The sequence below is a fragment of the Paenarthrobacter nitroguajacolicus genome, assembly GCF_031455195.1.
In the GTDB taxonomy this organism is placed as follows: Bacteria; Actinomycetota; Actinomycetes; order Actinomycetales; family Micrococcaceae; genus Arthrobacter; species Arthrobacter nitroguajacolicus_D.
In genome coordinates this window covers 424,408-450,119 of sequence record NZ_JAVDSH010000002.1, presented here as the reverse complement: position 1 = coordinate 450,119, position 25,712 = coordinate 424,408, and the positions used below count along the sequence as shown (strand labels likewise).

The 25,712-nt window shown below is 63.9% G+C and carries 23 protein-coding genes; 14 read left to right on the top strand and 9 right to left on the bottom strand.

The window, feature by feature from the left end; all coding sequences use genetic code 11:
* Positions 1-81 precede the first annotated feature (81 nt).
* On the top strand, positions 82-600 hold the full coding sequence (locus J2Y68_RS05865; protein ID WP_211713167.1) for a metallopeptidase family protein: 519 nt from the start codon (positions 82-84) through the stop codon (positions 598-600).
* Between the two features lie 27 nt (positions 601-627).
* Here J2Y68_RS05865 and J2Y68_RS05860 read toward each other — a convergent pair whose 3' ends face one another.
* The 3 genes from J2Y68_RS05860 to J2Y68_RS05850 are packed head-to-tail and all read right to left on the bottom strand — an operon-like array spanning position 628 to position 6,261.
* The gene (locus tag J2Y68_RS05860) at positions 628-2,352 is read right to left on the bottom strand and encodes a DUF5719 family protein (protein WP_309990934.1); all 1,725 of its coding nucleotides are present in this window, start codon (positions 2,350-2,352) and stop codon (positions 628-630) included.
* Positions 2,345-5,704, bottom strand: a complete 3,360-nt coding sequence (locus tag J2Y68_RS05855; protein ID WP_309990931.1) for a glycosyltransferase family 2 protein — start codon at positions 5,702-5,704, stop codon at positions 2,345-2,347. Before J2Y68_RS05855 ends, J2Y68_RS05860 begins: the two co-directional genes overlap by 8 nt.
* A gap of 11 nt (positions 5,705-5,715) precedes the next feature.
* A complete protein-coding gene (locus tag J2Y68_RS05850; protein WP_211713163.1) occupies positions 5,716-6,261 on the bottom strand; it encodes a WhiB family transcriptional regulator in 546 nt (181 codons plus the stop codon).
* Between the two features lie 364 nt (positions 6,262-6,625).
* On the opposite strand from J2Y68_RS05850, the gene J2Y68_RS05845 reads away from it, so the two are divergent.
* Positions 6,626-7,321: a TIGR03089 family protein gene (locus tag J2Y68_RS05845; RefSeq protein WP_211713161.1), complete on the top strand. Its 696-nt coding sequence runs from the start codon at positions 6,626-6,628 to the stop codon at positions 7,319-7,321.
* 18 nt (positions 7,322-7,339) lie between these two features.
* Here the strand turns inward: J2Y68_RS05845 and J2Y68_RS05840 are convergent, their stop codons facing one another.
* Positions 7,340-7,897: a GtrA family protein gene (locus tag J2Y68_RS05840; RefSeq protein WP_309990927.1), complete on the bottom strand. Its 558-nt coding sequence runs from the start codon at positions 7,895-7,897 to the stop codon at positions 7,340-7,342.
* 178 nt (positions 7,898-8,075) lie between these two features.
* Here J2Y68_RS05840 and J2Y68_RS05835 point away from each other — a divergent pair, with 178 nt between their 5' ends.
* The 5 genes from J2Y68_RS05835 to J2Y68_RS05815 are packed head-to-tail and all read left to right on the top strand — an operon-like array spanning position 8,076 to position 13,703.
* Positions 8,076-9,263 carry a 5-(carboxyamino)imidazole ribonucleotide synthase gene (locus J2Y68_RS05835; protein WP_397334650.1) on the top strand — a complete coding sequence of 396 codons (1,188 nt, stop codon included), beginning with the start codon at positions 8,076-8,078 and terminating at the stop codon, positions 9,261-9,263.
* Positions 9,260-9,823, top strand: a complete 564-nt coding sequence (gene purE, locus J2Y68_RS05830) for a 5-(carboxyamino)imidazole ribonucleotide mutase (RefSeq protein WP_309990924.1) — start codon at positions 9,260-9,262, stop codon at positions 9,821-9,823. The genes J2Y68_RS05835 and purE overlap by 4 nt, the downstream gene beginning before the upstream one ends.
* Before the next feature lie 11 nt (positions 9,824-9,834).
* Positions 9,835-11,460, top strand: a complete 1,626-nt coding sequence (locus J2Y68_RS05825; RefSeq protein ID WP_309990921.1) for an LCP family protein — start codon at positions 9,835-9,837, stop codon at positions 11,458-11,460.
* A gap of 53 nt (positions 11,461-11,513) precedes the next feature.
* Positions 11,514-12,764 carry a mannose-6-phosphate isomerase, class I gene (gene manA / locus J2Y68_RS05820; protein ID WP_309990919.1) on the top strand — a complete coding sequence of 417 codons (1,251 nt, stop codon included), beginning with the start codon at positions 11,514-11,516 and terminating at the stop codon, positions 12,762-12,764.
* A gap of 3 nt (positions 12,765-12,767) precedes the next feature.
* Positions 12,768-13,703 carry a lipid II:glycine glycyltransferase FemX gene (locus J2Y68_RS05815; RefSeq protein ID WP_309990916.1) on the top strand — a complete coding sequence of 312 codons (936 nt, stop codon included), beginning with the start codon at positions 12,768-12,770 and terminating at the stop codon, positions 13,701-13,703.
* Positions 13,704-14,002: 299 nt separating this feature from the next.
* Here J2Y68_RS05815 and glpX read toward each other — a convergent pair whose 3' ends face one another.
* The gene (glpX, locus tag J2Y68_RS05810) at positions 14,003-15,025 is read right to left on the bottom strand and encodes a class II fructose-bisphosphatase (RefSeq protein WP_018777307.1); all 1,023 of its coding nucleotides are present in this window, start codon (positions 15,023-15,025) and stop codon (positions 14,003-14,005) included.
* 200 nt (positions 15,026-15,225) lie between these two features.
* Between glpX and J2Y68_RS05805 the strand changes: the two genes are divergently transcribed.
* The 5 genes from J2Y68_RS05805 (at position 15,226) to J2Y68_RS05785 (ending at position 20,567) form a co-directional block, all read left to right on the top strand.
* Positions 15,226-15,903 (top strand): DUF4245 domain-containing protein, encoded by a 678-nt coding sequence (locus J2Y68_RS05805; protein ID WP_309990912.1) that lies wholly within the window; start codon positions 15,226-15,228, stop codon positions 15,901-15,903.
* Positions 15,904-15,965: 62 nt separating this feature from the next.
* Positions 15,966-16,580: a carbonic anhydrase gene (locus J2Y68_RS05800; RefSeq protein WP_211713146.1), complete on the top strand. Its 615-nt coding sequence runs from the start codon at positions 15,966-15,968 to the stop codon at positions 16,578-16,580.
* Positions 16,581-16,667: 87 nt separating this feature from the next.
* Complete coding sequence (locus tag J2Y68_RS05795) at positions 16,668-18,095, top strand: class II fumarate hydratase (protein ID WP_309990909.1); 1,428 nt, start codon at positions 16,668-16,670, stop codon at positions 18,093-18,095.
* 130 nt (positions 18,096-18,225) lie between these two features.
* The gene (locus tag J2Y68_RS05790) at positions 18,226-18,894 is read left to right on the top strand and encodes a TetR/AcrR family transcriptional regulator (RefSeq protein WP_309990906.1); all 669 of its coding nucleotides are present in this window, start codon (positions 18,226-18,228) and stop codon (positions 18,892-18,894) included.
* A complete protein-coding gene (locus J2Y68_RS05785; protein ID WP_309990904.1) occupies positions 18,891-20,567 on the top strand; it encodes an MDR family MFS transporter in 1,677 nt (558 codons plus the stop codon). The genes J2Y68_RS05790 and J2Y68_RS05785 overlap by 4 nt, the downstream gene beginning before the upstream one ends.
* Here the strand turns inward: J2Y68_RS05785 and J2Y68_RS05780 are convergent.
* A complete protein-coding gene (locus J2Y68_RS05780) occupies positions 20,561-21,046 on the bottom strand; it encodes an NUDIX hydrolase (protein ID WP_309990901.1) in 486 nt (161 codons plus the stop codon). The genes J2Y68_RS05785 and J2Y68_RS05780 overlap by 7 nt on opposite strands.
* Before the next feature lie 64 nt (positions 21,047-21,110).
* The gene (locus J2Y68_RS05775) at positions 21,111-21,656 is read right to left on the bottom strand and encodes a prepilin peptidase (RefSeq protein WP_309990898.1); all 546 of its coding nucleotides are present in this window, start codon (positions 21,654-21,656) and stop codon (positions 21,111-21,113) included.
* Between the two features lie 61 nt (positions 21,657-21,717).
* On the opposite strand from J2Y68_RS05775, the gene J2Y68_RS05770 reads away from it, so the two are divergent.
* Together J2Y68_RS05770 and J2Y68_RS05765 are read left to right on the top strand one after the other, a co-directional pair.
* Complete coding sequence (locus tag J2Y68_RS05770; RefSeq protein ID WP_309990896.1) at positions 21,718-22,479, top strand: hypothetical protein; 762 nt, start codon at positions 21,718-21,720, stop codon at positions 22,477-22,479.
* Positions 22,480-22,528: 49 nt separating this feature from the next.
* The gene (locus J2Y68_RS05765; protein WP_309990893.1) at positions 22,529-23,173 is read left to right on the top strand and encodes a GNAT family N-acetyltransferase; all 645 of its coding nucleotides are present in this window, start codon (positions 22,529-22,531) and stop codon (positions 23,171-23,173) included.
* 73 nt (positions 23,174-23,246) lie between these two features.
* Here the strand turns inward: J2Y68_RS05765 and J2Y68_RS05760 are convergent, their stop codons facing one another.
* Positions 23,247-24,521, bottom strand: coding sequence for a PhoH family protein (locus tag J2Y68_RS05760; protein ID WP_397334704.1), 1,275 nt, complete (start codon positions 24,519-24,521; stop codon positions 23,247-23,249).
* A gap of 357 nt (positions 24,522-24,878) precedes the next feature.
* Positions 24,879-25,685: an isoprenyl transferase gene (locus J2Y68_RS05755; RefSeq protein WP_211713133.1), complete on the bottom strand. Its 807-nt coding sequence runs from the start codon at positions 25,683-25,685 to the stop codon at positions 24,879-24,881.
* Positions 25,686-25,712: the final 27 nt, after the last annotated feature.

The window sequence follows — 25,712 nt, the reverse complement described above, 5'->3', positions numbered from 1 at the left end:
ACATCCGTTTATCGGGAACAGCTGCGGCGCGCTGGGGGCGGTGATGTCGCGCTGGCGGTCGCCCGGTACTAAAGTCGATATATGCAGTCACAGCCACATATCCCCGGTTTCACCATCCGGTGGACTGACGCGGATGGCGACCAGGCCGGGGAACACGCAGGCACGGGCGGGCGGAGCTTTCGGCGCCGCAGGCGCAACCGCCACGGACGGGGGCTGCGCGGAGAACTGATGCTTGCCAACCTGCCCGGGTTCCGTACCCGTTCAGAGCGTTTTGACGACATGGTGCTGGACTCCGCGGAACGGCTCCAGGACATGTGGGGCAAGCAGTTGGACGGCGTGCTCTTCGCAGTCGATGAAATCCCACCGGATCTGGAGCAACTGGTCGCCACGGGAGGCACCGCGCCCATGGGCTCGTATACGCCCGGTGGCCGTGGCGAAGCACCCATGATCACCATCTACCGCAGGGTTGTGGTGCAGGGCGCCAACACACGGGAGGAACTCCAGGACCTGGTGCACGACGTCGTGGTGGAATACACGGCTGAGATGCTCGGTGTGCCACCGGAAACGCTGGACCCGGTCTACCGCCGTCGCTATCAATAACGACGGCGGCCGACCCGGGAACGCTGGCTAGTAACCCACCGAAACGGGAACCTTTTCAAGTCCCGCCGCTGCGTCCTGGATCGCCACGACCGATACGTCCGGACGTCCCTGCTTTCCCAGGACAAGGGCACCGTAGACGGGATCCCCGGAAGCCGAAACAACATATCCGGCCACGATGGCGTCGCCGGACTTCGCCGGGAGCTCGATCACGGACGTGGTTCCGCCGCTCATGTCCACATCCACGGCCTTGCCGATTTTACCGTCGGCCGTCACGGGGGCGTAGCTCACTGTGGCACGGCCGACGGGCACGCCGAAGCTCAGCAACCGTTGACCATCACGGGGAATGGCAACCAGGTGCTGGCTTCCCAGGCGGGCTGAGGCCGGCGACCAGGCGAAGTCTGTAGCGTCCTCCGGCTTGGCGCCGCGGGTGATCCTGGTCGATGCCACGAACGACACGTCGGAGCTGGCCTTGACGGTGTAACTGCCGGCAGGAACGCCGTCAAGGTTCAGCGTGGCCACGGAACCGCCCTTGACCGTCACTACTCCCCCGTTGGGTACCTTGCGTTCACCGTTGGCTCCGTAGAGACTGACCTGCACCACGGCATCGGTGGAACCCGGAACAGCTATTTGGAGGGCCGGCACGGCATCGGCAAACCCCGACTTCCCGGCCAGCGCTTTGGTAGCCGCCGGGTCCTGGATGTCGACGCCGGACATGACCTGCAGGTTCGACGGCCCGGTTCCGGGAGAGAGGTATTCAACCCCGCCCGGAGCGAGCCCCCGCAGCACACTTTGCTGGATGGTCCCTGCCACCGGACCGCCCGTACTGCGCACATGGACAGCCAGTTGCGATTCACCCGGAGCGAGGCCGGCCAGGTTGACAGAACGGGTTGTTCCCGGAGCTACCAGGAGTCCACGAGCTCCCGGCGCCTGGATTTGACCCTTGTAGCCGAAGAGCTCCAGGTTCACCGTTGCGGGGGTTTCGGAGGCATTGCTCAGGTTCAGGACGGCGGTGCGTCCCACAGCGGTGTTGGCCCCCAGCAGCCAGGCATCATTTCCAGGCGGCTGGCATTGGGCTGAGGCCAGTCCACGGAGGTCACCGTCTGCGGCCGAATAGCTGAGATTTGCGGCCAAGGAGGCCTGTTCGTTCCCCAACGCATCCGCAGCCACCACTGACGGTCCCGTGACCGGGCTGATGGAGGCTACGCCCGCGGACAATACCGGCGGACCGGATGTGGGCGTGGGAGTGCTGGTGGGCGCCTTGGCGATCTCAGCCACCGTGCCGCCGCCAAGCGATGTCACCGTGCTTCCGGGAACGGTTCCCGCCGGATTGCTCAGCACTACGGCGTTCAGCGCGCTGGTGGCGGTGGTGGACACCGGGCTGAAGTCCGCATCCGTGCCCACTACAGTTCCGTTGACCAACCGGGCCGGTTCAGGGCAGACACCAAGGGCGCGCCCCGCGGGGACATCAGCCTGCCGGATGCCCATGGTTGTGCCGCCGGAAGGCTCGGGCACCATCGACGCAGCAGCAACCGCGCCACCGCCGGCGGCCAGGATGACCACGGCGGAGAGCGCACCGGTGACGACGCCCTTCCGGGAGCTTCGGCTGCCCTTGCCGGCGCTGCGGGAGCTGCCGGCGTCGCCGCCCTTTTCGCCGCGGGAACTGCCGGCGTCACCGCCCTTGGTGGCGCGGGACTTCCGGGGCACCGGGACTTCAGTGGCTTCGTCAGGCACTTTCTTCCGGTCGTCAGACACTGCTGTACTCCTTACGGAGGGAAACTTCGTCCCTCGACATGCCGGTTCGGGTGCGGCGGGCGGGCATCGGCACAGCAAGCAGGAGCGTCAAGCCGATCACCACTGCCTGCAGGATCCCGAACCATACAGCCCACGGATTCGTGTAACGGACTTCGAGGTTTCCGCCAGTGGCCGGAAGGTCGAAAGCCTGCGACCAGCCCGAGGTCGTGGAGGTCAACTCGCGGCCGTCCAGCCAAGCGGACCAGCCGGGATCGGCACGTTCAGCCAGCACCACTTTGCGCCCCTCGTCACCTGGCGCCACATCGGCGTCAACGGAGACCTCTTCGGAGGGCAGGGAACCGGTTACTGCCCCTTGCGCGTCGAGAATCCTGACCCGGTGTGTCGTGTCCGCTGCAGTAGCCGCCGGCTGGTTCCGCGGCGTGACGCGCCACAACCACCCGGCGTCGGTCTGCCCGACAGCAACGAGGCCGGGAACGGCGTCGATCCTGCTGGCAGTGAGCTGGGCTGCATTGTCGGCAACCTTCAGGACGACGAAACCGGCACCAAGCTGTTCCAGGTCTGCCCGCGGATCCACTCCGGTGCTCGCCACGATGGTGGCAACCGCCCTGCGGAGGGACGTGGTGGCGGGGTCGTCGGCGGTGATCTCCTCGCGCCCCGGAGCACCAATGATGGTTCGGGCCGAAGCGATGGTGGACAGGCTGTCCAAGGTGGTTCCCGCACCGCGCATCAGTGATGACGTGAAGGCGCCCTGCTCACCGCTGGTGATAACCAGGGTGCGCGTCCGTTCGGGACCCATCCCGCGGTCGACGGCGGTGGCCGGCAGCGTGCCGGTATCCACCGGCCGAACCTGGCGGCTGGAGCCCAATGCCGACGTCGGTTGTTCAGTCGCGGGTGGTCCCGCCTCGCCTGCTACGGGTGAGGGCTGGAGGACGTTCTGGGAAACCCATGCACCCAGGCCCGCCAACGGGCCGGCAACGAGGAGCGTCATCACCACAGCGGACGCAACCCGGCGCAACGGAAGCTTCGCCCGCTGTGTATCCGGAGTCCGGCGGCTGGCTGTGAAGAGTTTGTCGGCACCGATGATCCCGGCGCCGAGCAACAGCATCCCCGCAGCGGAGACGGCCGGCCCGGTGAATGGGCCGACCATCACGTTGCCATTGACCCCGGTGGCGACATGCCCAACCAGCCAACTGCCCGCCAGGGTAGCCAGGGCCGCCAGCCAGAAGACCCTGGCCATGGCGGTCCGTTTGCCGGGAAGGAACAGGGCTGTCACAGCGAGGATAAGGATGGGCGCACTGACGAGCAGTGCCAGGATCAGCGCCCACGGCACAGCGCCTGGACCGAAGAAAGCCAAGCCGTTCAGGCCGCCGTCGATGCTGAACGCCAGCGGTTGGCCCAGAAGCTGCTGCCACAGCGGTGCCGCTTCAAAGGTGAGGGGCAGGCCGGGGTCGGCGAGCAAGGAACGGGGCCTGTCCAGAACGGAAATGCCGTAGGGCAGGAACAAGGCAATGGTTGGAAGGAGCGACCACCACAGCGTCTTGCCCCGCTGCCCCAGAACCACGGCTGCGAGAATCACGGCGACGGCGATGGGACCCAGGAGCGAGGGTGCCGATGAGGTGACCACTGCCATTGCCAGGCCTGCGGCTGCGGCAGCGGTCCACGACGGCGTTCCGTTGATTCCGGGCTTACCCAGGATCGGAGCGGGCCGTCGACTGAGTGCGGAGCTGCCAGTGGGCCCTTGGCCGATGGCGGATCCGGAAGCACGCAAGAGCGCCAGGAGCAGCAGGGGCATCATCACGTGCACCACCAAGGCACCGATTCGGCCCTCGTTGATGGCGATCAGGAGGGCAGGTGCGGCGGACCAAGCCAGTGCGGCCACGGTGCGGAAACGACGTTTGGCCGTCAGGGCGCCAGCGGCGAACCAAGCTCCCACCGCGGAGAGCGGCATGGCCAGGATGAGCAGCCAGACCATGGCGACGTTTCCATCCCCGCCACCGAACAGCGACAACAGCCACAACACGTATCCGAACGGATCGCCATGCCCGGGCAAGCCTGCCCCCAGGGAGATCCACCAGGTGGACGCGTTGGCCCAGATGTCTCCTGGGGAGGCGGACAGGGGAAGAAGGCCCCCACCGGTCACTGAGCCGGAGCGCAGCAAACCGAGGAGTCCTACCAGGGCTGCGGCAAGGGCCAGGACCGCGGCTGCGACTGCGCCCGTGCCCACCCAGCCGCGTTCATTGGTTGCCAGTGCCGCGAAGTCGTCTGCGGCATCGCCACTTGGCTCCGGTGCCAGGAGGTCGGAGGTGGCGGAGGATTCTTCACTGGGACGGATGGCCTCCAGCAGTGAGCGCCGGTTTGCCCGGACTTCGCGCGTGGATGTTTGCAGGCCACGGATGACGGAGCGGTGCACTCGCCGCGTCCCGGCCGCTACCCGGCGGCCCCTCGCAATTGCGCCCGGGCGGAACAAGGCAGCCACCGTGGAGGTGAACTGGGAGAAACCGTAACCCGGCTCCTTGACCAGGATGCTGAGCAGCAACCGGACCACCGCACCGAACAAGGCGCCGATTGCCTGGAACGGCACGTTCCACCACGGGGTGTGCTTGAGCCGTAAGTGGATCTGCGCTTTCCGGGCCGCGGAGGAAGTACCCAAACCGTGCGGCCTGTGCTCCACGTGGAACATGCGGGCGCTGGGGACCACCACAACACGGTTGCCTGCGAGCCAGTTGCGCCAGCAGAAGTCGACGTCGTCCCCGCTGCCCGGGAGGGCGGGGTCGAAGCCCTGCAACTGCTCCCAGACGTCACGGCGGATCAGCATGCCGGCAGAATTGACGGCGAACGTGTCAGTGCGCGCGTCGTATTGCCCTTGGTCCACTTCATCGGCGTCGATCAATGTGAGGCGTTCGGCCCAGCGGCTGGTCGACAGACCCACATCCACCAGGTGCCGTTCGTTATCCCAGCCGAGCTGCTTGCAGCCGGCCACCGTTACGGACGGGGCGCGTTCCACGGCGTGGAGTAGTTCCGCCAACGCATCCGGCGCCGGCGCGGCGTCGTCGTGAAGGAGCCAGATCCACTGGACGGACGCCGGGGTGCTGCCTTCGGCTGCGCCCTGGGCGGGGGCAAGCTCGTGCAAGCCCGCCTGGACGGCCGCGCCGAAGCCGGACTTCGGGTGCGTGAAGGTAGTGACGTTGCCTGTTCCGAACGATTCGCGGAGCAACGCCTGCGAGTTATCGGTGGAACCTGTATCAATGCCAATGGCGGCATCTGCCGAACGCGTCTGGTTCGACAATGCCGCCAAGGTCCTGGGGAGATAGTTTCCGCCGTCGTGGGCAACCACGACGGCGGTAACATGCACTTCCTTGAGAATTAGACCGCTCGCTTCCTTAGCCGACGACGTTCCCGCTCAGAGAGGCCGCCCCAAATACCGAACCGTTCGTCGTTTGCCAGGGCGTATTCCAGGCACTGCGAGCGGACATTACACGCCCCGCAGACCTTTTTGGCATCCCTCGTCGATCCACCCTTCTCGGGGAAGAACGCTTCAGGATCGGTTTGCGCACACAGCGCGTCTGTCTGCCAGCCGAGCTCTCCTTCGTCATCGAAGTCACCCTGGCTGGGAAGGCCGATCCACACGGGCTGCCCCGGTGTTTCCAGCGGACGACGCAGCTCCATGGGAGGGTCGTCAACGTCATCGTCCGGCCCCGCGGGCAGATCACCGATCAATGCCTCATGTGCTGCCAGGAGGGCAGTTGCCTGATCCTCCAGAGACTGCTGCACATTCTGGTTGTAGCGGTCTGCCGCTTCCGGATCCGCAGGATCGACGTACCAGTCTCCCGGTACTTCCCGCGAACGGTATTTCACCGACGCATGTTCTGCGACGACTGCATCTTCCTGGATACGCAACGCTTGCCCCATGGCGTCCCTCCTGAGTTTGCAGCTGCTGCTTGGATGTATTTCCGATTCCCGGTGGCGTTCCGGTCCTCTGTGCAGCGGCGTTGATTACTAATTACACGCGTGTAACTACCGACAGTCAAGCCGCGCCGGAATAATAATCAAGAATCTGTAGAAACGTGGGATGCGCCACGCCCAACATTTTCGCCGCGTCGCCGCGTGTTGCGGCGGAAAACGGGAGCCTTGGATCGATTTACGTGAACTTTCATTGAATTTATGCGGAATTTCGCCCGCCCCCGGAGCGTCAACCACCGCCCCACACGGGGCTGGCGTGTTTCATTTCACAATGGCTGGCGACCGCCCAATCGCAGCGTGGCAAGATGGGCCTATGACTATCCCGGCAGCGAACCTGATGACGGCCCTGAGGTCCGGACACGCAACTTCACCACGGCTTACCTGGTACGGACCGGACTCAGAGCGCGTTGAACTTTCGGGCCGCGTTTTGGACAACTGGGTGGCCAAGACCAGCAACCTGCTGCAGGACGAGCTGGACGCCGAACCAGGGATGGCAGTCCGACTGGACCTCCCCGCGCACTGGAAGTCATTCGTGTGGGCCTTGGCGGCCTGGCAGCTTGGACTGGAAGTGGTGTTCGACGACTCGTCAGCGGACCTTCTTGTCACGGACAAGCCCGACGACGGCGGCGGGGCCGGCTTCGACGCCGTCGTGGCCGTGCCATTGGCCGCACTCGCTATGCGTTGGCCCGGCGAGTTGCCGGCCGGCGTCGTGGACTATGCCGCGGAAGTCCGCTCCCACGGTGACGTTTTCATGGCGCATAACGAACCCGAAGGTGATTTGCCCGCAGTCCGAAGCACCACCGCTCATGCGCACGACGCGCTGATGGACGGGTTTGCTGCCGCCCAGGAGCCAGGGGTGCGCCTTTTGGTACGCGCCGCCGACGGTTTGGAAGAGGGCTTGGCGGCGTCGTTGGGTGCCTGGAAGCAGGACGGTTCAGTGGTCCTGGTGCACCCTGCACTGGACGTCACCGAACACCTTCTGGAGAACGAGCGCGTCACCCGTCGCTGATGTCAGTGGAGGTGCTGGTCAGACGTTCTTGATGGGGAGTTCGCCGGTGGCAGGGCTGCCGGTCTCGCCGTTCCTGGGCTTGTGGTGTCCCTCGAGGATCTCGTGGTCGTGCGAGAACTCCGGCTCGGCGTCCAGTTCCTCGTTGAAGACCCAGAAGCGGTAGGCGAAGAAGCGGAAGATGGTACCCAGGATGAGGCCCACAACACTGCCGGCAATGAACAATGACGGCTTGTCGTTCAGGTCCAGGATGTACTTGGCGAACCACACACATCCGGAAGCGATCAAGAGCCCGACCACGTTCATGACGGCAAACAACACGGCTTCGCGGACCACGTTGGCCTGCTTGCGGTGGCGGAAAGTCCAGAAGCGGTTGGCTACCCAGGAGAACACACTTGCAACAATGGTGGCGAGTGCCTTGGCCCACACTTCGCTGCCGTGCATCGGGCCCGAAAAGAGCCAGATGAAGACAGCCGAGTCAATGACGAAGGCAACACCGCCGACGGCGCCGAACTTGGCTACCTCGCGCCAGAAAAGCGAGGCAAGTCCGCGGATGCGATCTGCAAGTGTGGTGATCATGACCCTCCATGGCCGTTGAAGATGGGCCGATGGGCCAAATTTATTTTAGCGCCGATTTCGCGGCGTTGCCCGGGAACAGCCTGTGAGAACACCCATAGAAGGCAGGGCACACCGCAAAAAGGCAGGGAAAGAGCGCCAGAATCAGTGATCCCGCCGCCGGTTCGGTAGGCTGAACATTGTGACTTTTCCAGTAATTGGCGTTGTTGGCGGCGGCCAACTCGCCCGAATGATGGCTCCGCCCGCTACCGCACTGGGCTTCGAACTCCGCGTTTTGGCCGAAGGCGAGGACGTTTCTGCCGTGGCCGCGGTGGCCTCGTCCCCTGTCGGCGACTACAAGGACCTGGACACTCTCCTCGAGTTCTCCAAGGGCGTGGACGTGCTGACCTTTGACCACGAGCACGTTCCTACCGGTCACCTCCAGGCGTTGCTGGACGCCGGCGTCAATGTCCAGCCGGGACCGGATGCCCTGGTGAACGCCCAGGACAAGCTCGTGATGCGGGCCGCCATTGATCGGCTTGGACTGCCCAACCCCGAATGGTCCGCCGTTCACACACCCGACGAGCTGGTGGCTTTCGGTGACCGCATCGGCTGGCCCGTGGTCCTGAAAACACCCCGGGGCGGATACGACGGCAAGGGCGTCAGAATCATCGGCTCGGCGGACGAAGCCCAGGAGACCGGCGACTGGTTCCAGGCCATGAGCCCACTGCTGGCCGAAGCCAAGGTGGAATTCAGCCGCGAACTCTCCGCACTGGTCGCCCGCACCCCCAGCGGCGAGTCCCGGGCATGGCCCGTAGTCCACACCATCCAGGTGGATGGCGTCTGCGACGAAGTGATCGCACCGGCCCAGGACATTTCCGTTGAGGTGGCTGCCGCCGCCGAGGAAGCTGCACTTCGCATTGCCAACGAACTCGGCGTCACAGGCGTCATGGCGGCCGAACTGTTTGAAACACCCGGAGTGGGGGCAGGCTTCCTCATCAACGAACTGGCCATGCGCCCCCACAACACGGGGCACTGGACGCAGGATGGCTCCATCACCAGCCAATTCGAACAGCACTTGCGGGCGGTCCTGGATCTTCCCCTTGGCGCTACGGATGCATTGGCCCCGGTTACGGTCATGAAGAACTTCCTGGGCGGCGACAACCAGGATCTCTTCAACGCCTTCCCCATGGCCCTCGCCTACGAGCCTGCAGCCAAGGTCCACGCCTATGGCAAGTCCGTCCGGCCCGGCCGGAAGATCGGGCATGTCAACCTCGTCGGTACGTCGATCTCCGACGTCGACTCCGTCCGCCAGCGTGCCACGGCCGTGGCCAACATCATCCGCGACGGCCGCAAACCCGAGCCGACATCCTTGGAGGAAACCGTATGACGACTGGAACAACTGCCCCACTGGTCGGGCTCGTCATGGGCTCCGACTCGGACTGGCCCGTCATGGAGGCTGCCGCTGACGCCCTTGCCGAATTTGGCATCCCGTTCGAGGCAGACGTCGTCTCGGCGCACCGCATGCCAACCGAAATGATCCGGTACGGCCAAACGGCCCACGAACGCGGCCTACGGGTCATCATTGCCGGTGCCGGTGGCGCTGCGCACTTGCCCGGCATGCTGGCATCGGTAACCCCCCTGCCTGTGATCGGCGTACCTGTCCCCCTGAAAACGCTCGACGGCATGGACTCCCTGCTGTCCATCGTGCAAATGCCCGCGGGCGTTCCCGTTGCCACGGTGTCCATCGCAGGAGCCCGCAACGCCGGACTCCTGGCGGTGCGCATGCTGGCATCGGGTACGGACGAGCTCGCATCCAAGCTCCGTGCAGACCTGTTGGCCTTCGCCCAGGAGCTGAACGACGTCGCCACCAAGAAGGGTGAAAACCTGCGCCACAAAGTGGAAGAGGTCTTCTCCCCCGCCAACGCTTCAGCCCGGAGCATCCGCTAGGAAGGCAGCGGATGACTACCATGCACAAGACTCCGAATCAGCCCGGTGCTGCACTGACTGATCCTGTCCGCTACCCCTCCGGAGCCAGTGCTCCGGTACGGACCAAACGCGCCTTCGTGCTGGTACTCCTGACTCTCTTCATCCCCGGCAGCGCGCAGATTGTCGCTGGTGACCGCAAACTGGGCCGCAGGGCGTTGCGCGTTACCCTGACGGTCTGGGCCTTGGCGCTGCTGACCCTCATCATTGCCCTGGTAAACCGGACCATGCTGCTGAGCATCGTCACGCACCCTGTTGGTTCTCTGGTGGTCATCGTGCTGCTGGTGGCCCTGGCGCTGGGCTGGGCCTATTTGTTCCTCAACACGCTGAGGATCATCAGGCCCAATCTCCTGGCACCTGGGATGCGGCCCATCATCGCCGTTGTCCTTGCCGTGTCCACGGTCCTGGCCAGTGGATCCCTGGGTTACATCGCGTACGTCCTGAACGTGAGCCGCAACGCGATCGGCAGCATCTTCGACGCCGGTCCCGCCATCGATCCCGTGGACGGACGCTACAACTTCCTGATGATGGGCGGGGATGCCGGGGATGACCGGACGGGCCGCCGCCCGGACAGCCTCTCGGTCATCAGCGTCGACGCGAAGACGGGCGAAAGCGCCATCATCTCGGTCCCCCGGAACCTGCAGAACGCGCAGTTCAGCGAGGGCTCGCCGATGCGCAAAATCTACCCCGATGGCTACAACTGCGGCGACGAGTGCCTCATCAACGCCGTCAACACCGAAGTCACCAACAACCACCAGGACCTGTACCCAGGCGTAGCAGACCCCGGCGCACAAGCCACCCTGGAGGCAGTATCCGGAACGTTGGGCATTACCGTACAGGCCTATGTGCTGGTGGACATGGATGGGTTCGCCAAACTTATCGACGCCATGGGTGGAATCCGCATCAAGGCCGGAGGCTGGGTGCCCATCAGTGGCCCCGTCACCGATGAGGCCCACGGCATCCACGGCATGCCCGATGGCTGGATCCCTGCCGGAGACCAGCACCTCGATGGCTTCCATGCCCTGTGGTACGGGCGGTCCCGCGAATTCGTGGACGACTACGCCCGGATCGCACGCCAACAGTGCGTGCAACAGGCCATGCTCAAGCAACTGGACCCGGCCACTCTGCTCACCAAATTCGAGGACATCGCCAACGCCGGCACCAAAGTGGTGGACTCGAACATTTCCTCCAACCAGCTGGGCAGCTTCGTTGACCTTGCGCTGAAGTCCAAGAACCAGCCCGTCAAACGGCTCACCATCGGCCCTCCCGACTTCGATGCGTCGTTCTCCACCGTTCCCGATTTCGACCTGATCCACGCAAAGGTCCAGGAGCTCCTGAAGTCCGCCAACAGCCCCAAAGCGGATGACGCCGTCGTCTCCCCGGCCGGCACCCCTGCAGGTGCGACCGCAGCAGCGGGCCCGGTATCCGGGCGCCTGCCGGCAAGCCAGCTCCCATCGCCGTCGGCGGATTTCACGCCGGTGACCACCACCCCGGACGGCACGCCTATCACCATTGAATTGTTGAACGGCCTCAAGGCCCAGGGCGATGAGCAGGGCATCCGTGACCTCGTGGCCACCAACGGGCAATGCGCACCGCTCTAAGCCCGGCTGTCGTCCAACCACCACGTCCAGCGCAACGATAAGGACCTTCTTTCGTGTACCAGATTGAGAATGTTTTGCGGCCCTACGTCTGGGGGTCGACGACGGCGATCGCCGACTTGCTGGGTCGGCCGGCCTCGGGTGGACCGGAAGCGGAATTGTGGATCGGGGCGCACCCGGATTCACCCTCGACGGCCATCCACCCGAATGGCGTCACTGAACCCTTGGATGCTTTGATCGCGTCCGATCCCCGGCATTTCCTGGGAGCAGAAAGCCTCGAAGCGTTCGGGCCGCGGCTTCCGTTCCTGACCAAGCTCCTGGCCGCGGAACAGCCGCTGTCCCTGCAAGTCCACCCCAGCCTTGAGCAAGCCCGTGAGGGCTACGAGCGCGAAAATGCGGCCGGACTGCCAGCCGATTCCGCCGAACGGAACTACCGGGACGACAACCACAAACCGGAACTGATCTTTGCCTTGACTCCGTTCCGGGCACTGTGCGGATTCAGGTCCGCTGCGGCCGCCAAGCAGGTTTTCGAGCACCTTTCAGCGTCGATGGACTCCGCCGCAATGGATGTCCCGGACATCATCACGGGGGTCATTGCCGACCTCAGCCAGGCCGATGAACCGGCAGCACTGAAGGCCGCCTTTACCCGCCTGATCGAAGGTGGCCGGAAGGTTTCGGAGGCTGTTGTCGAAGTCGAAGCAGTGCTCCGCTCGGGTGCGCCCAAGGAACCCCACGAGGACGTGCTAAGTGCGCTCCTTGACATCAACGAGGCCTTCCCCGGGGATCCCGGGGTGCTCATTTCGCTCCTCCTGAACCTCGTTTCGCTGGAGCCCGGCGAGGTGGTCTACCTGCCTGCCGGGAACGTCCACGCCTACCTCCATGGCCTGGGGGTGGAAGTGATGGCGTCCTCGGACAATGTGCTGCGCGGTGGCCTGACCCCCAAGCATGTCGATGTCCCCGAGCTGCTGAAGACCGTCCGATTCGAGGCACTTGGCGTGCCCCGCGTCGAGGCTAGTGGCACAGAATTCGGGCAGGAACTCTACCGGCCGCCGTTCACGGAATTCCAGTTGCAGCGCATTGAACTCGCTCCGGGAGCAGAACCGGTGCCCCTGGCGCAGGCCGGGCCCGCCGTCGTCGTGGTTGTTGCCGGCGACGTGCTGCTGGACTCCCCCAAGAGCGATCTCCAGCTCCACCGCGGTGCTGCCGCCTTCATTCCCGACATCGAGGCGCCCGTCAACGTGCACCCGGTGCAGGGCGCCACGGAAACCAGCGTTGCCTTCGCCGTCACCACAGGGCTGGGGAACTGATCCATGGAGTTTTTCCTGCAAACCCCCGCGTGGGCCGATGTCCAGCGCGCCCTCGGTCGCCGCGTCCATCAGCAGTCCGGCCCGGGCTGGAGCTTCCTCGCCATTGAGGAGAAGAACCCCGCGGGCAAGGTCATTTACTCCCCGTACGGCCCGGTCGCCGAGTCAGTGGAAGCTTTCGATGCCGCAACTGAGGCCCTGGTGGCCTTGGCCAAGAGGGAGCATGCGGTCTTCGTCCGCATGGAGCCCGCTGCCGCCGGTTTTACAGCGTCCGACGCCGGCGCCCTCCTTCGCGCACGCGGCTTGCGGCCGGCTCCGGTCAACCAGCAACCGGAACTCAGCTGGGTGGTGGACCTCGAGGGTGACTTCAAGGATGTCCTGGCCGGGATGAAGCCGACCAACCGGAACCTGTACCGGAACATCCACAAAAAGGGTGTGACCTTCCGGGCTTCCCAGGATCCCGCCGACATTTCGGTGCTCCTCCACTTCCTCCACCTGACGGCGGCCCGCAACGGCTTCAAACCGCAAAGCGACGAGTACCTCACCCAGGTGGCAGCGTCGTTGCTCCCCGTAGGCGCCGGAACGTTATTCATCGCGGAGTTGGAGGGCGAGCCGATCGCCGCGGCTTTCGCCTACGATTCGTCAGACACCCGCGTGTACGCCCACGCAGCCTTGGACGATACCCACCGCAAGCTCAGCGCCGGGATCCCGCTCCTGGTTACCTTAATGGCAGATGCCAAGGAGAAGGGCCTCAAGCACGTAGACCTGTGGGGCGTGGCGCCCGAGGACCAGCCGGACCATAAATGGGCGGGCTTCACGTCCTTCAAGAAGTCCTTCGGTGGCCGCGAAGTTTCCTACCCGGGCACCTGGGACCTCCCGTTGAACAAACTCCGCTACGGTGCCTACCAGCTGGCCCGAAAGCTCCGCGACAAAATCCGCTAGGCCTTTCCCCGCGATCCGCCCGTACCGCCACCACCCACTTTGAGCCCGGGGCACTCTGACACGCCGTGGATCACGGTGTGTCGGCAGGGTTACCAAATCAAAGTGGGTGGTGAAGGCACACCTCGCGCTCTGCCGTACCAACCCCACAACAGCGGGAAGCCGGAAGCCGCGGCACCATCGCATCCGGACAGCGAAAAGCGCCCTATCGCGTCAGCGGCATCAAATCGACGAGGTACGAGGAGATAGCCGCAGAGCGATAGGGCGCTTTTCGCGTCAAAGACGCGACAGCAACGGGGTGGTTACGCCTTGCGCGCGTACGTCTCCCACTTGGATGCGTGGTGCTCAGCATCCACGAAGCGCACGGTCCCGGACTTGGATCGCATCACGATGGACTGCGTGAGGACGCGGTCCTTCTGGTAGCGCACGCCGTGGAGGAGGTCGCCGTCGGTGATTCCGGTGGCTGCGAAGTAGCAGTTGTCCGAGGTGACGAGGTCGTTGGTGGACAGGACGCGGTCGAGGTCGTGTCCGGCGTCGATGGCCTTCTGCTTCTCGTCGTCCGACGTCGGCCACAGCCGGCCCTGGATCACGCCGCCGAGTGACTTGATGGCGCAGGCAGCGACAATGCCTTCCGGGGTTCCGCCGATGCCCATGAGCGCGTCAACGCCGGTACCGGTCCGGGCTGCTGCGATGGCACCTGCGACGTCGCCGTCCATGATGAACTTGGTGCGCGCTCCGGCTTCGCGGATTTCTTCCACGAGGGGACGGTGGCGGTCGCGGTCCAGGATCATGACGTTGAGCTGGTTGACCTTGACGCCCTTGGCCTTGGCGATCAGGTGCAGGTTCTGCTTGACGGGAAGGCGCAGGTCCACCATGTCAGCGGCTTCGGGACCGGTGACGAGCTTCTCCATGTAGAAGACAGCGGAGGGGTCGAACATGGAGCCACGCTCGGCTACTGCCAGTACTGCGAGGGCGTTGTTGATGCCCAGGGCGGTGAGGCGGGTTCCATCGATGGGGTCGACGGCGACGTCGCACTCCGGCCCGGTGCCGTCGCCAACCTGTTCGCCGTTGAACAGCATGGGGGCTTCATCTTTTTCGCCTTCACCAATCACCACGACGCCATTGAAGTGGACGGTGTGAAGGAACGAACGCATGGCGTCGACGGCCGCGCCGTCTGCCTTGTTCTTATCGCCGAAACCTACCCAGTGGCCGCCGGCAATTGCCGCGGCTTCGGTGACGCGGACGAGTTCAAGCGCAAGGTTGCGGTCGGGTTCGTCGATGCCGACGGCGAGCGACGGCGAAATCGTGGAATACTGCTGGGTCATTGGTGCAGGAGACACTTGAACCTCTTCTTCGAGTGACGATTCACGGGACCGGACATGGTTGCGCGGGGCAACCCGGGGTTCCTCTACCAACGATCATAGTCGCCGCATCCACTTGCGGTCGTTGAATGACCACCGACCGCAATAACAGTGGTGAGGTGCCCGGATGTGTGTTCCCTGCCCCGATAAGGGATCATGGAGTGGTGAGCGAAACGCAGGACAAGCCCGCAGCGGACAACCCTTCCAATGCTGCAGAGGCCAACCACACCCATGACCAGGCCGCCCCTGATGCACCGTACAAACCCGTCATCGCGGCGAAAGCTGCCAAGCGGGCCAACGCTTCGGTCATCGGTATGGTCATTGCCCTGCTGGTCTGCGTCCTGGCATTCCTTCCGATCGTCCTGATGAACCCGGCACCGAAAGGCGAAGGCTTCAGGCCGCCTGTGGACGTTGCATCCATCGCCAAGAACGCAACGGATGTGGCGGGATTCACACCAGTTACGCCGGATACCGGCGACACATTCACCCCTAACTACGCCAGGTGGGAGTCCGGTACGGGCAGCGGAGTTCCCACGTGGGAAGTGGGCTACCTGACTCCCAAGGAGGCTTTCATCGGCCTCACCCAGACCAAACAGGCCAACCCCACCTGGATTTTGCAGCAGACGGGCAACCTGCCGGTCACCGGTACACGCAACGCAGGCGGGCAGGACTGGGAACTGCGGGACTCCGGGAAGGACAAGCGCAGCATGGTGCTGGAATACCGCGGCACCACGCTGATCCTGAGCGGCACAGCCAGCCTTGACGAATTCGCAACGCTCGCAGCCGCCGTCGTTAAATCCGCCGACCAGGCGCCGGCACCCACCGTGTCCGCCCAGCCGTAGGATTAGCGCCAAACAGCGCAACAGTTTCGCAGCCCGCGACACCGGCACCGTAAGGTAATAAGGTGCCTACTAAACTGACTCCAGCCCTGGCTTGGCAACGCCTCCGCGAGGGCAATGAACGCTTTGTATCGGGCGAGTCACGCCATCCCAACCAGGATGCCTCCCGCCGCTCGTCGCTCCTTGAGGGCCAGAATCCTTTCGCGGTCATTTTTGGTTGCGCGGATTCCCGCCTGGCTGCTGAAATCATTTTCGACCTCGGTCTTGGCGATGCCTTCGTGGTCCGCACGGCCGGGCAGGTGATTGATGACGCGGTCCTGGGTTCGCTCGAGTACAGCATCAGCGAACTCAAAGTTCCCCTGATCGCCATCCTTGGCCACGACAGCTGCGGAGCTGTGACGGCTACCAAGGCCGCGGTGGAAACAGGCGAGATGCCGCCAGGCTTCATCCGGGACCTCGTCGAACGCATCACCCCCTCGGTGCTCACGGCCAAGCGCAACGGCCAGGAGGACGTCAACGACATGGTGGTGGAACACGTCAAGCAAACTGCCGACCGCCTGGCCGACAGCTCGCGTGTGATTTCGGACGCCATTGAGGAAGGTCGCGTCGCTGTCATCGGCCTTTCCTACAAGCTTGGCGACGGCCAGGCGGCCCTTGTTTCCGCCATCGGCGAGCTGTAGCACAGCGTGCCCCGGCCAGGTGGCCGGGGCACGTAGCACTCCCCAGCGGGTTTTCGGTGAGGCGTCCAATCGCCATAAGCTAGCCCCATGACTTCCACCACTGAGTTCCGTATTGAACATGACACGATGGGCGAAGTTCGCGTCCCCGTGAACGCCCTGTACCGCGCCCAGACGCAGCGTGCTGTGGAGAACTTCCCGATCTCCGGCAAGACGCTCGAGCGCACCCACATCGAAGCCCTGGCCCGCGTGAAGAAGGCCGCTGCACTGGCGAACGCCGAACTGGGGGTGCTCGATGGTGAGCTCGCCGAGGCCATCGCTGCCGCTGCCGATGAGGTTGCCACCGGCAAGTACGACGGCGACTTCCCGATTGACGTCTTCCAGACCGGCTCGGGCACGTCCTCCAACATGAACACCAACGAGGTCATCGCCGAGCTCGCTTCACGCTCCCTCGCAGCAGCCGGGAGTGACAAAGTCGTCCACCCGAACGACCATGTGAACGCGTCGCAGTCCTCCAACGACGTCTTCCCGACGTCCGTGCACGTTGCCGCCACCTCGGCCCTGATCAACGACCTGATCCCGGCCCTCGAGTACCTGGCAGCATCCCTGGACCGCAAGGCTGTTGAGTTCAAGGACGTCGTCAAGTCCGGCCGCACCCACCTCATGGACGCTACGCCGGTCATGCTGGGCCAGGAGTTCGGTGGTTACGCCGCCCAGGTCCGCTACGGCATCGAACGCATCAACGCAGCACTCCCCCGCGTGGCAGAGGTTCCCCTCGGTGGCACCGCCGTTGGTACGGGCATCAACACGCCTGCCGGCTTCCCGGAGCGCGTCATCGAACTCCTCGCAGCCGACACCGGCCTGCCGCTGACCGAAGCCCGCGACCACTTTGAAGCACAGGCGAACCGCGATGGCCTCATCGAGGGTTCCAGCCAGCTGCGCAACATTGCGATCTCCTTCATGAAGATCAACAACGACCTCCGCTGGATGGGCTCGGGCCCCAACACGGGCCTCGGCGAGATCGCCATTCCGGACCTTCAGCCGGGTTCATCGATCATGCCGGGCAAGGTCAACCCGGTCATCTGCGAAGCTTCCATCATGGTCTGCGCCCAGGTCATCGGCAACGACACCGCCATCGCCTGGTCCGGCACCAACGGCGCCTTCGAACTGAACGTCGGCATCCCCGTCATGGCCGCGAACCTGCTGGAGTCCATCCGCCTGCTGGCCAACACCAGCCGCGTCATGGCCGACAAGATGATCGACGGCATCACCGCCAATGTTGAGCGCGCACGCTTCCTCGCTGAGGCTTCCCCGTCCATCGTGACGCCGCTGAACAAGTACATCGGCTACGAGAACGCAGCCAAGATCGCCAAGATCGCCGTCAAGGAAGGCCTGACCATCCGCCAGGCAACCGAGAAGCTCGGCTTCGTTGGCGAGGGTGAAGGCAAGGTCTCTGAGGCTGACCTCGACAAGGCCCTGGATGTCACCACCATGACGTCGCCTGCACACAAGAACTAAACACAAAGCACGACGACGGCCGGTACCTTTCGCACGAAAGGTGCCGGCCGTCGTCGTACCCGGATTAAGTGAGAGATGACACAGGGCGATCTTTTTGCACTTTCTAATCATGAGTGCAAAACTTTACTTTGTGAGCAATAGTGCAAATATCGATGGGGGTCTCCGCGAGCGCAAACGGGCCGCCACAAGGCTGGCCATCACCGCAGTCGCACGTACCCTGACCGCCGAGCACGGCCTCAATGGCTACACCGTGGAGGAAGTGTGCGAAGCGGCGGGCATCTCCCGCAGGACCTTCTTCAACTACTTCCATTCCAAGGAAGACGCAGTGATCGGAGCTTTCTCCGACGACCTGCCCCAGGATGCGCTGGACGAGTTCAACCGCGATCCGAAGAGGCTGCCGGATGGCATTTCCGCCACCCTGCTCGCCGCCCTCTACCACCTCACTGTGGACATCGTGGAGCGTTCCACCATCAGCCGCGCCGAAATCCACCAACTGATCGCCGCCATCAAAGCCGAGCCCCAGCTCCTGGGCCGCATGACATTGGAAGGCGAGGCCAGGGAACGGCAGTTCATGGAACTGGTTGCCGCCCGTGAAGGCCTCTCCCCCGACCACCCGGAGGTCATCATGGCCTCAGTGGTCTTTGGTGCCGTTTCCAAGAAAACCTCCCATCAGTTCTTCTCCGAGGACAACGCCCGGCCCTACCGCGAGCTCCTGGAGGAGAACCTCGCCGCAGCCCGGAAACTCTTTTCGCAACCGCTGGACTCCACTCCTGCACAGACACCGAAGGAACCCGCATGAGTACACTCTCGAAAGCAGCAGAACCCTTGCTGCTGACCCAGAAGAGAATCTGGATCATCTTCTCTGCGCTGATCGCAGGCATGCTCCTGTCCAGCCTCGACCAAACCATCGTCTCCACCGCCATGCCCACCATCGTGGGCAAGCTCGGCGGCGTCGAGCACCAGGCATGGATCACCACCGCCTACCTTTTGGCAACCACCATCGTGATGCCGATCTACGGCAAGTTCGGTGACATCCTGGGACGTCGGAATCTGTTCCTGGTTGCCATCGCCCTGTTCACCCTCGCTTCCGTGGGCTGCGCGTTCGCCACCGACTTCTGGGGCTTCGTGATCTTCCGTGCCATCCAAGGCCTGGGTGGCGGTGGCCTCATGATCCTCTCGCAGGCCATCATCGCCGACATCGTTCCCGCCAAGGAACGCGGTAAGTACATGGGCCCGCTGGGTGCCATCTTCGGCCTCTCCGCTGTGGCCGGTCCGCTCCTGGGCGGCTTCTTCGTGGACCACCTCACCTGGGAATGGGCTTTCTACATCAACATCCCCATCGGCATCGCCGCCTTCATCACGGCCTGGTTCACCCTGACGCTGCCGAACAAGAAGGCCGAAAAGAAGATCGACATCCTTGGTGTCGTGTTCCTTTCCGCGGCCACCACCTGCCTGATCTTCTTCACCGACTTTGGCGGCAAGAAGGACGAAGGCTGGGATTCCCCGCTCACGTGGGCTTTCGGTGCCGGCATGGTCCTGGCAGCAGTAGCGTTCGTGATGACTGAACGTCGCGCAGAGGACCCCATCATTCCGCTCAGCCTCTTCAAGAACCCCATCTTCATCAACGCAACCGCCATCGGCTTCACCCTGGGCCTGGGCATGTTCGCGGCGATCGCCTTCGTCCCCACGTTCCTGCAGATGTCCTCCGGGACCTCCGCCGCCGAATCCGGCCTCCTGATGCTGCCCATGATGGTGGGCCTGATGGGCACCTCCATCTACTCCGGTATTAGGATTTCCAAAACCGGCAAGTACAAGATGTTCCCCATCCTCGGCGCATCCCTGACCATCGCGGCCATGCTGTGGTTGACCACCCTCACGGCTGAAACACCCATCTGGGTCATCTGCGTTCAACTCTTCATCTTCGGCGCCGGGCTGGGCCTGATCATGCAGGTCATTGTCCTGGTGGTGCAGAACTCCGTTCCGGCTGACCAAATCGGTACGGCAACAAGCACCAACAACTACTTCCGTGAAGTAGGCGCCTCATTGGGTGTGGCTGTCTTTGGCTCCATCTTCACCAACCGCCTGGCAGAGTCCCTTACCAAGGCCTTTACCGGGGCCGGTGCGTCTGCCGAGCAGGCGTCGCAGTCCACCAGCACCCTGGATCCGCAGGCACTGGCACAGCTGCCCGAGCAGTTGCGCGACGCAATCGTCAACGCTTATGCGAACTCGCTGGCTCCCGTGTTCTGGTACCTCGTGCCGTTCATCGCCATCGCCCTGCTCCTGGCCATCACGTTGAAGCAGATTCCCCTTTCGGACACCGCCGGCATGGTGGCCCGTGGAGAGGCTGTGGGCGGCGCCGAGGCTGAAAGGCTCGAGGCGGAGCGCTTGGAGGCCGCCCAGTTGGAAGCCAGCCTGACGGCTTCCGCAGAGCTCGACGACGTTCGTCCCACGGCCGATGCGGGCCGTCAGTAGTCCTCGTCCTCCAGTTGGTACGCCACGGGGCCTTCGGGCTCCGTGGCAAGCCTGATGGCTTCAAGGTTCCCGGCGCTCATGTCCGGGAGGTCATCCAAGGCGAACCACCCGACGGCAAGTGATTCGTCGTCGTTCACACGCGCTTCTCCTGACACGTATCTGCAGCGGAACGTGATGTCCAAAAAGTCGCAGACATCGCCGTTGGGGAACGTTATTGGCCCCACTACGCCTACGCCGATGATTCGCTCGGTCCGGGCCACTACCGCCGTTTCCTCGAAGATCTCGCGCACCAGGCCGGGCGCAGGATGTTCGCCGGGTTCCAGCATGCCGGTGATGAGGGCCCAGTGCCCATTATCGGCACGCTGGCCGAGCAGCACCTGTCCGTCGTCGTCGAAAACCACTCCGCGGACGGCGGGAAGCCAAAGGGCGTCGTTGCCGATCTTTTCCCTCAGCTTGAGCACGAACTCGGGTGCACCCATGGTCCCAGCTCCTCATGAACAGGTTTCAGTTTCACGCGTTGTTGCCTTTGCAGACAGGCTAGCCTCAGGCGGGCAACAGCACCATGGCGGCCACGGCACCGGCGAGCATGAACGGCCCAAAAGGGATGGCCGAACGCAGGGTTCCCTTCCGCGTTGATAGGATGGCCAGGCTCCAGAGCCCTCCCAGCAGGAATGCCGCGAACGTTCCCGCGAAGAGGTGCGTCCATCCCAGGTAGCCCAGGTAGAGGCCAAGCACCCCTGCGAGCTTGACGTCCCCGAACCCCATCCCGGGCGGGTGGATCAGCCGGAGCACAAAGTAGAACAGCCAGAGCCCAACTCCGCCAGCCAGTACCCCGAGCCCTGGCACTCCCAGAAGGGCGCCTGCGGGTTCAGGGGCCGCGCCGGCCATGGATGCTGCGAGGGCTGCCGTCAGCAGGAGCACCCCGGCCACGGCGTAGGACGGGAACACGATGCGGTTGGGCAGCAGGTGGCTCTGGACGTCAATCACTGTGAGCCGCACGGCCATCACCAGGAAGTACAGGCATGCGACGGCGACCAGCCAGAAGCCCAGCGGGCTGTCGTACCAGAGGTCAGAGAGTCGTCGGATCACCTTCGGATGCTATCCCGTTTTGGTTTCCCGAACCGTGTGGACGCCTAGGTAAACTGTGGATATGGGGCGATACAGTGCAGGCGGACAGGCTTCTGACATGTCCTCCACATTCCGGAACCTTTGCCGTTCTTCGCCGTGGAAGTGGACCACCCTCCGTTTCGAATACCTTGAGCGGCCAGGGACCGGGGCCACCATGGTCCGGGCCTGGCTTCGGCGTCCGGGTGCCCTCCGCCTTGAAACTCCTGACGGCCAGTTGCTGCACAGCACCACGGGCATCAACGATTCCCGGGATGGCTTTTACGTCAGCGCCACCCGCCGCTCGTGGCTGCTCCCACCCCACCTTGTTACGCCGGTCTATGACGACGTCGGTTTGGTCCGGCGACGCCCTGAGGCGGCGTACGGTGAGCCTGCGTTTGGAAATGGCCGGCTCGCCGCTGCGCTCGACCCCGTGGAACTTGCCGGCAATTCGCCGGTTCCGATCGAGTTCCCCGATACCAACAGGGTCTTCATGGAAGAGCCGCGTGAGGTGGATCATGAGGGCCGGCCGGCATTGGAAACGATCGTCACGCCCAGCCGGGCCTACGTCCCTTCAGACCCCAAGGAGCCACTGGTTCACCCGGGACGGACACTGCTAAGGATCGACGCCGGTACGGGAGTTTGTGTTGCAAGCCAGAGTTTGGACGGGGACACGTCCGGCAAGGGACACTGGCTCAAGATCCTGGGCGTCGATGAGTACATGTTGGACGACCTGTTCCTGGCGGAGTCCATGAACCTCACCGACGTGAGGCGCCACATTCCCTGGGACATCGGCCCCGCTGCCTGAACCAGGGGCTTGACTCGCCCATGCCCACCCGGCGGGCTAAGCTACGGCGATGACATCGCTGGCAAACATCTGGCCCCCGTTCGGACTCATCCTCACCACCCCGAGGCTCACCCTGCGCGCCGTTCTCGACGCGGATATCCCCTCCGCTGTGGCTGCCGCCCGCTCCGGCGTCCACGAGCCCGGCAAGAGCCCCTTCAGCACCCCATGGGCCGAACTGCCGGAGGACGAGCTGGCGCCCAACATGGCCCAGTGGTACTGGCGGTGCCGTGCCAACTTCACGCCGGCTTCGTGGACGCTGCTGCTCGCCGTTTGGCATGAGGACGAACTCCTCGGAGTCCAGGACATCGGCGCCAAGGACTTCGCCACTCTGAAAACAGTCAGCACGGGCTCCTGGCTCAAGCAGTCCGCGCAGGGCCGGGGCTTCGGCAAGGAGATGCGTGCCGCCGTCGTGGGTTACGCCTTTGACTACTTGAACGCGGAGGTTGCCGAGTCCGAAGCCGCGGGCTGGAACAAACAGTCCCTGGGCGTCTCCACCGCCTTGGGCTACGAACCCAACGGCATCTCCCGCCATGCCTGGGGAGAAAAAGTCGAAGAAGTCCAAAAAGTCAGGCTCACTCCCACCACATTCAAGCGCCCCGACTGGACCCTCAAAGTCCAAGGCCACGAAGAGCTGAAAACGTACTTGGGTCTCTGACGGGAGGCACCAGCGCGACGGCGAAGGGCCGTGGCCCGGCGAACCGGACCACGGCCCCAGACCAAGGAAACGCTTAGATTTCAGCCCCTTCGAGCAATTCCGTCACAAGGGCAGCAATCGGCGAGCGCTCGGACCGCGTCAAGGTAATGTGCCCGAACAACGGATGACCCTTGAGCGTCTCCACGACGGCCGCGACACCGTCGTGCCTGCCGACACGGAGGTTGTCGCGCTGGGCTACATCATGGGTCAGGACGATCTTGGAGTTTTGACCGATCCTGCTCATGACGGTGAGCAGGACGTTCTTCTCCAAGGACTGGGCTTCGTCGACGATCACGAAGGCATCGTGCAGCGAGCGTCCGCGGATGTGGGTCAGGGGAAGGACCTCGAGCATGCCCCGGTCCATGACTTCTTCCACCACTTCCTGGCTGACCAGGGCTCCCAGGGTGTCAAACACAGCCTGCGCCCAGGGGTTCATTTTCTCGGACTCGGACCCGGGGAGGTAGCCAAGTTCCTGGCCACCTACTGCGTACAGGGGCCGGAACACGACTACCTTTCGGTGTTCGCGGCGCTCAAGCACGGCTTCCAGGCCCGCACAGAGCGCCAACGCCGACTTGCCGGTTCCTGCCCGGCCGCCGATGGAGACGATGCCCACCGATGGGTCCATGAGCATGTCGATGGCTAGCCGCTGCTCGGCTGAGCGTCCGTGGAGTCCAAAGACGTCGCGGTCGCCCTTGACCAGCCGGACCTGCTTGTCGGCGCCTACGCGGCCAAGCGCGGAGCCGCGGTTGGAGAGCAGGACCAATCCGGTGTTGACGGGGAGTTCCGCCGCTGCGGGGATGAAGACGGGCTCGTGTCCGTAGAGCGTGGTGATTTCGTCATCGTTGGCTTCCACCTCGGCCATGCCTGTCCAGCCGGAGTCTTTGACCAGTTCGTTGCGGTACTCGTCGGCATGGAGACCCATGGCGGAGGCTTTCACGCGCATCGGCAGGTCTTTGGAGACAACCGTGACGTTATGGCCTTCGTTAGCCAGGTTCTTCGCAACGGCCAGGATGCGGCTGTCGTTGTCTCCCCCACGGAACCCTGCAGGGAGGACGTCCGGGGAGATGTGGTTCATTTCCACCCGGAGGATTCCACCGTCGGGTCCAAGGGGGAAGGGGTGGTCCAAGCCTCCGTGTTCGATCCGGAGGTCATCCAGGAGCCTGAGCGCTTTTCGGGCGAAGTAGCCCAATTCGGGGTCGTGCCGTTTTCCTTCTAGTTCGCTGATGACAACGATCGGAACGATGACTTCGTGTTCGGCAAAGCGCAACAACGCGTGTGGGTCGGATAGCAGGACCGAGGTATCGATCACATAGCTGCGGCCTGTGGCGGACGTGAGGGTCCGCTCTTTTTGTGGGACCCGCTTGGCGCGAGAGGTAGCTGCACTTTCCCCGTCGGAAACCACTGCGGGCAGTTGCTCAGAAATAGCCACATCGACTCCAGCCCCGGGCGGTCGCCCGGCCTAATGGTGAAGCGGCTCGGCCGGAAGGCCGGGCGTGGCCTCCCATGTAACTGGTGCGATGATCCGCTCCATGTACTGGCCTCCCCGATCAGCGGGCGGTTTTGCCTGCTGATGGGATTAACGTAATCCCGGACACATTCATTTCCGCAATCCGTCGTCGGCAAGTCGCATGTCCGGCTCGTTAATTTTCGGCGAACCGGACCAGGGCTAGGTTCCGTAGCGGCGCTGCCGCCCGGCATAATCCCTGAGCGCACGCAGGAAATCGACCTTGCGGAACGCGGGCCACAGGGCTTCGCAAAAATAGAACTCACTGTAGGCGCTTTGCCACATGAGGAAGCCGGAGAGCCGCTGCTCTCCGGAAGTGCGGATCACCAGGTCCGGATCGGGCTGGCCCCGGGTGTAAAGGAAGCGCGAGATGTCGTCCACCGAAAGTTCATCTGCGACCTCCGTCATGGAGCGTCCCTTGGCGGCAGCATCGTGCAGGAGTTCCCGCACGGCGTCGACGATTTCCCGGCGCCCTCCATAACCAACTGCTACGTTGACGTGGATCTTTTCATGGACTGGCGTGCGGGACGTCAGCTTGTTGAGTCGTTCGGCTAGGTAGTCCGGGAGGAGCTCGGGTGCGCCCATTGCGTGGACCGAGACGTCTTCGTCCTCATCGAGGCGGTCCATGGTGTTGGCGATGATGCCCATGAGCAGGTCCAGTTCCTCACCGGAGCGGTTCATGTTGTCGGTGGAGAGCATGTAGAGCGTCACAACTTTGACGCCGAGCTCCTGGCACCAGCCCAGGAATTCGTGGATCTTGTCCGCGCCGGCTTGATGACCCTGGCTGGTGGGAGCGTTGAACTGGCGGGCCCACCTGCGGTTACCGTCCACCATTACGCCAATATGTCGCGGGATCTGGTCCTGCTTGAGTGAGCGCAGCAGCTTGCGCTCGTAAAAGCCATAGAGGAAACCGGGCAGCTCCACCGGACTCTCACCTGACTTCCTTGCTTGTACGACGACGGCGCACATCCAAGGCTACCTGCCCGAGCCGTCAAG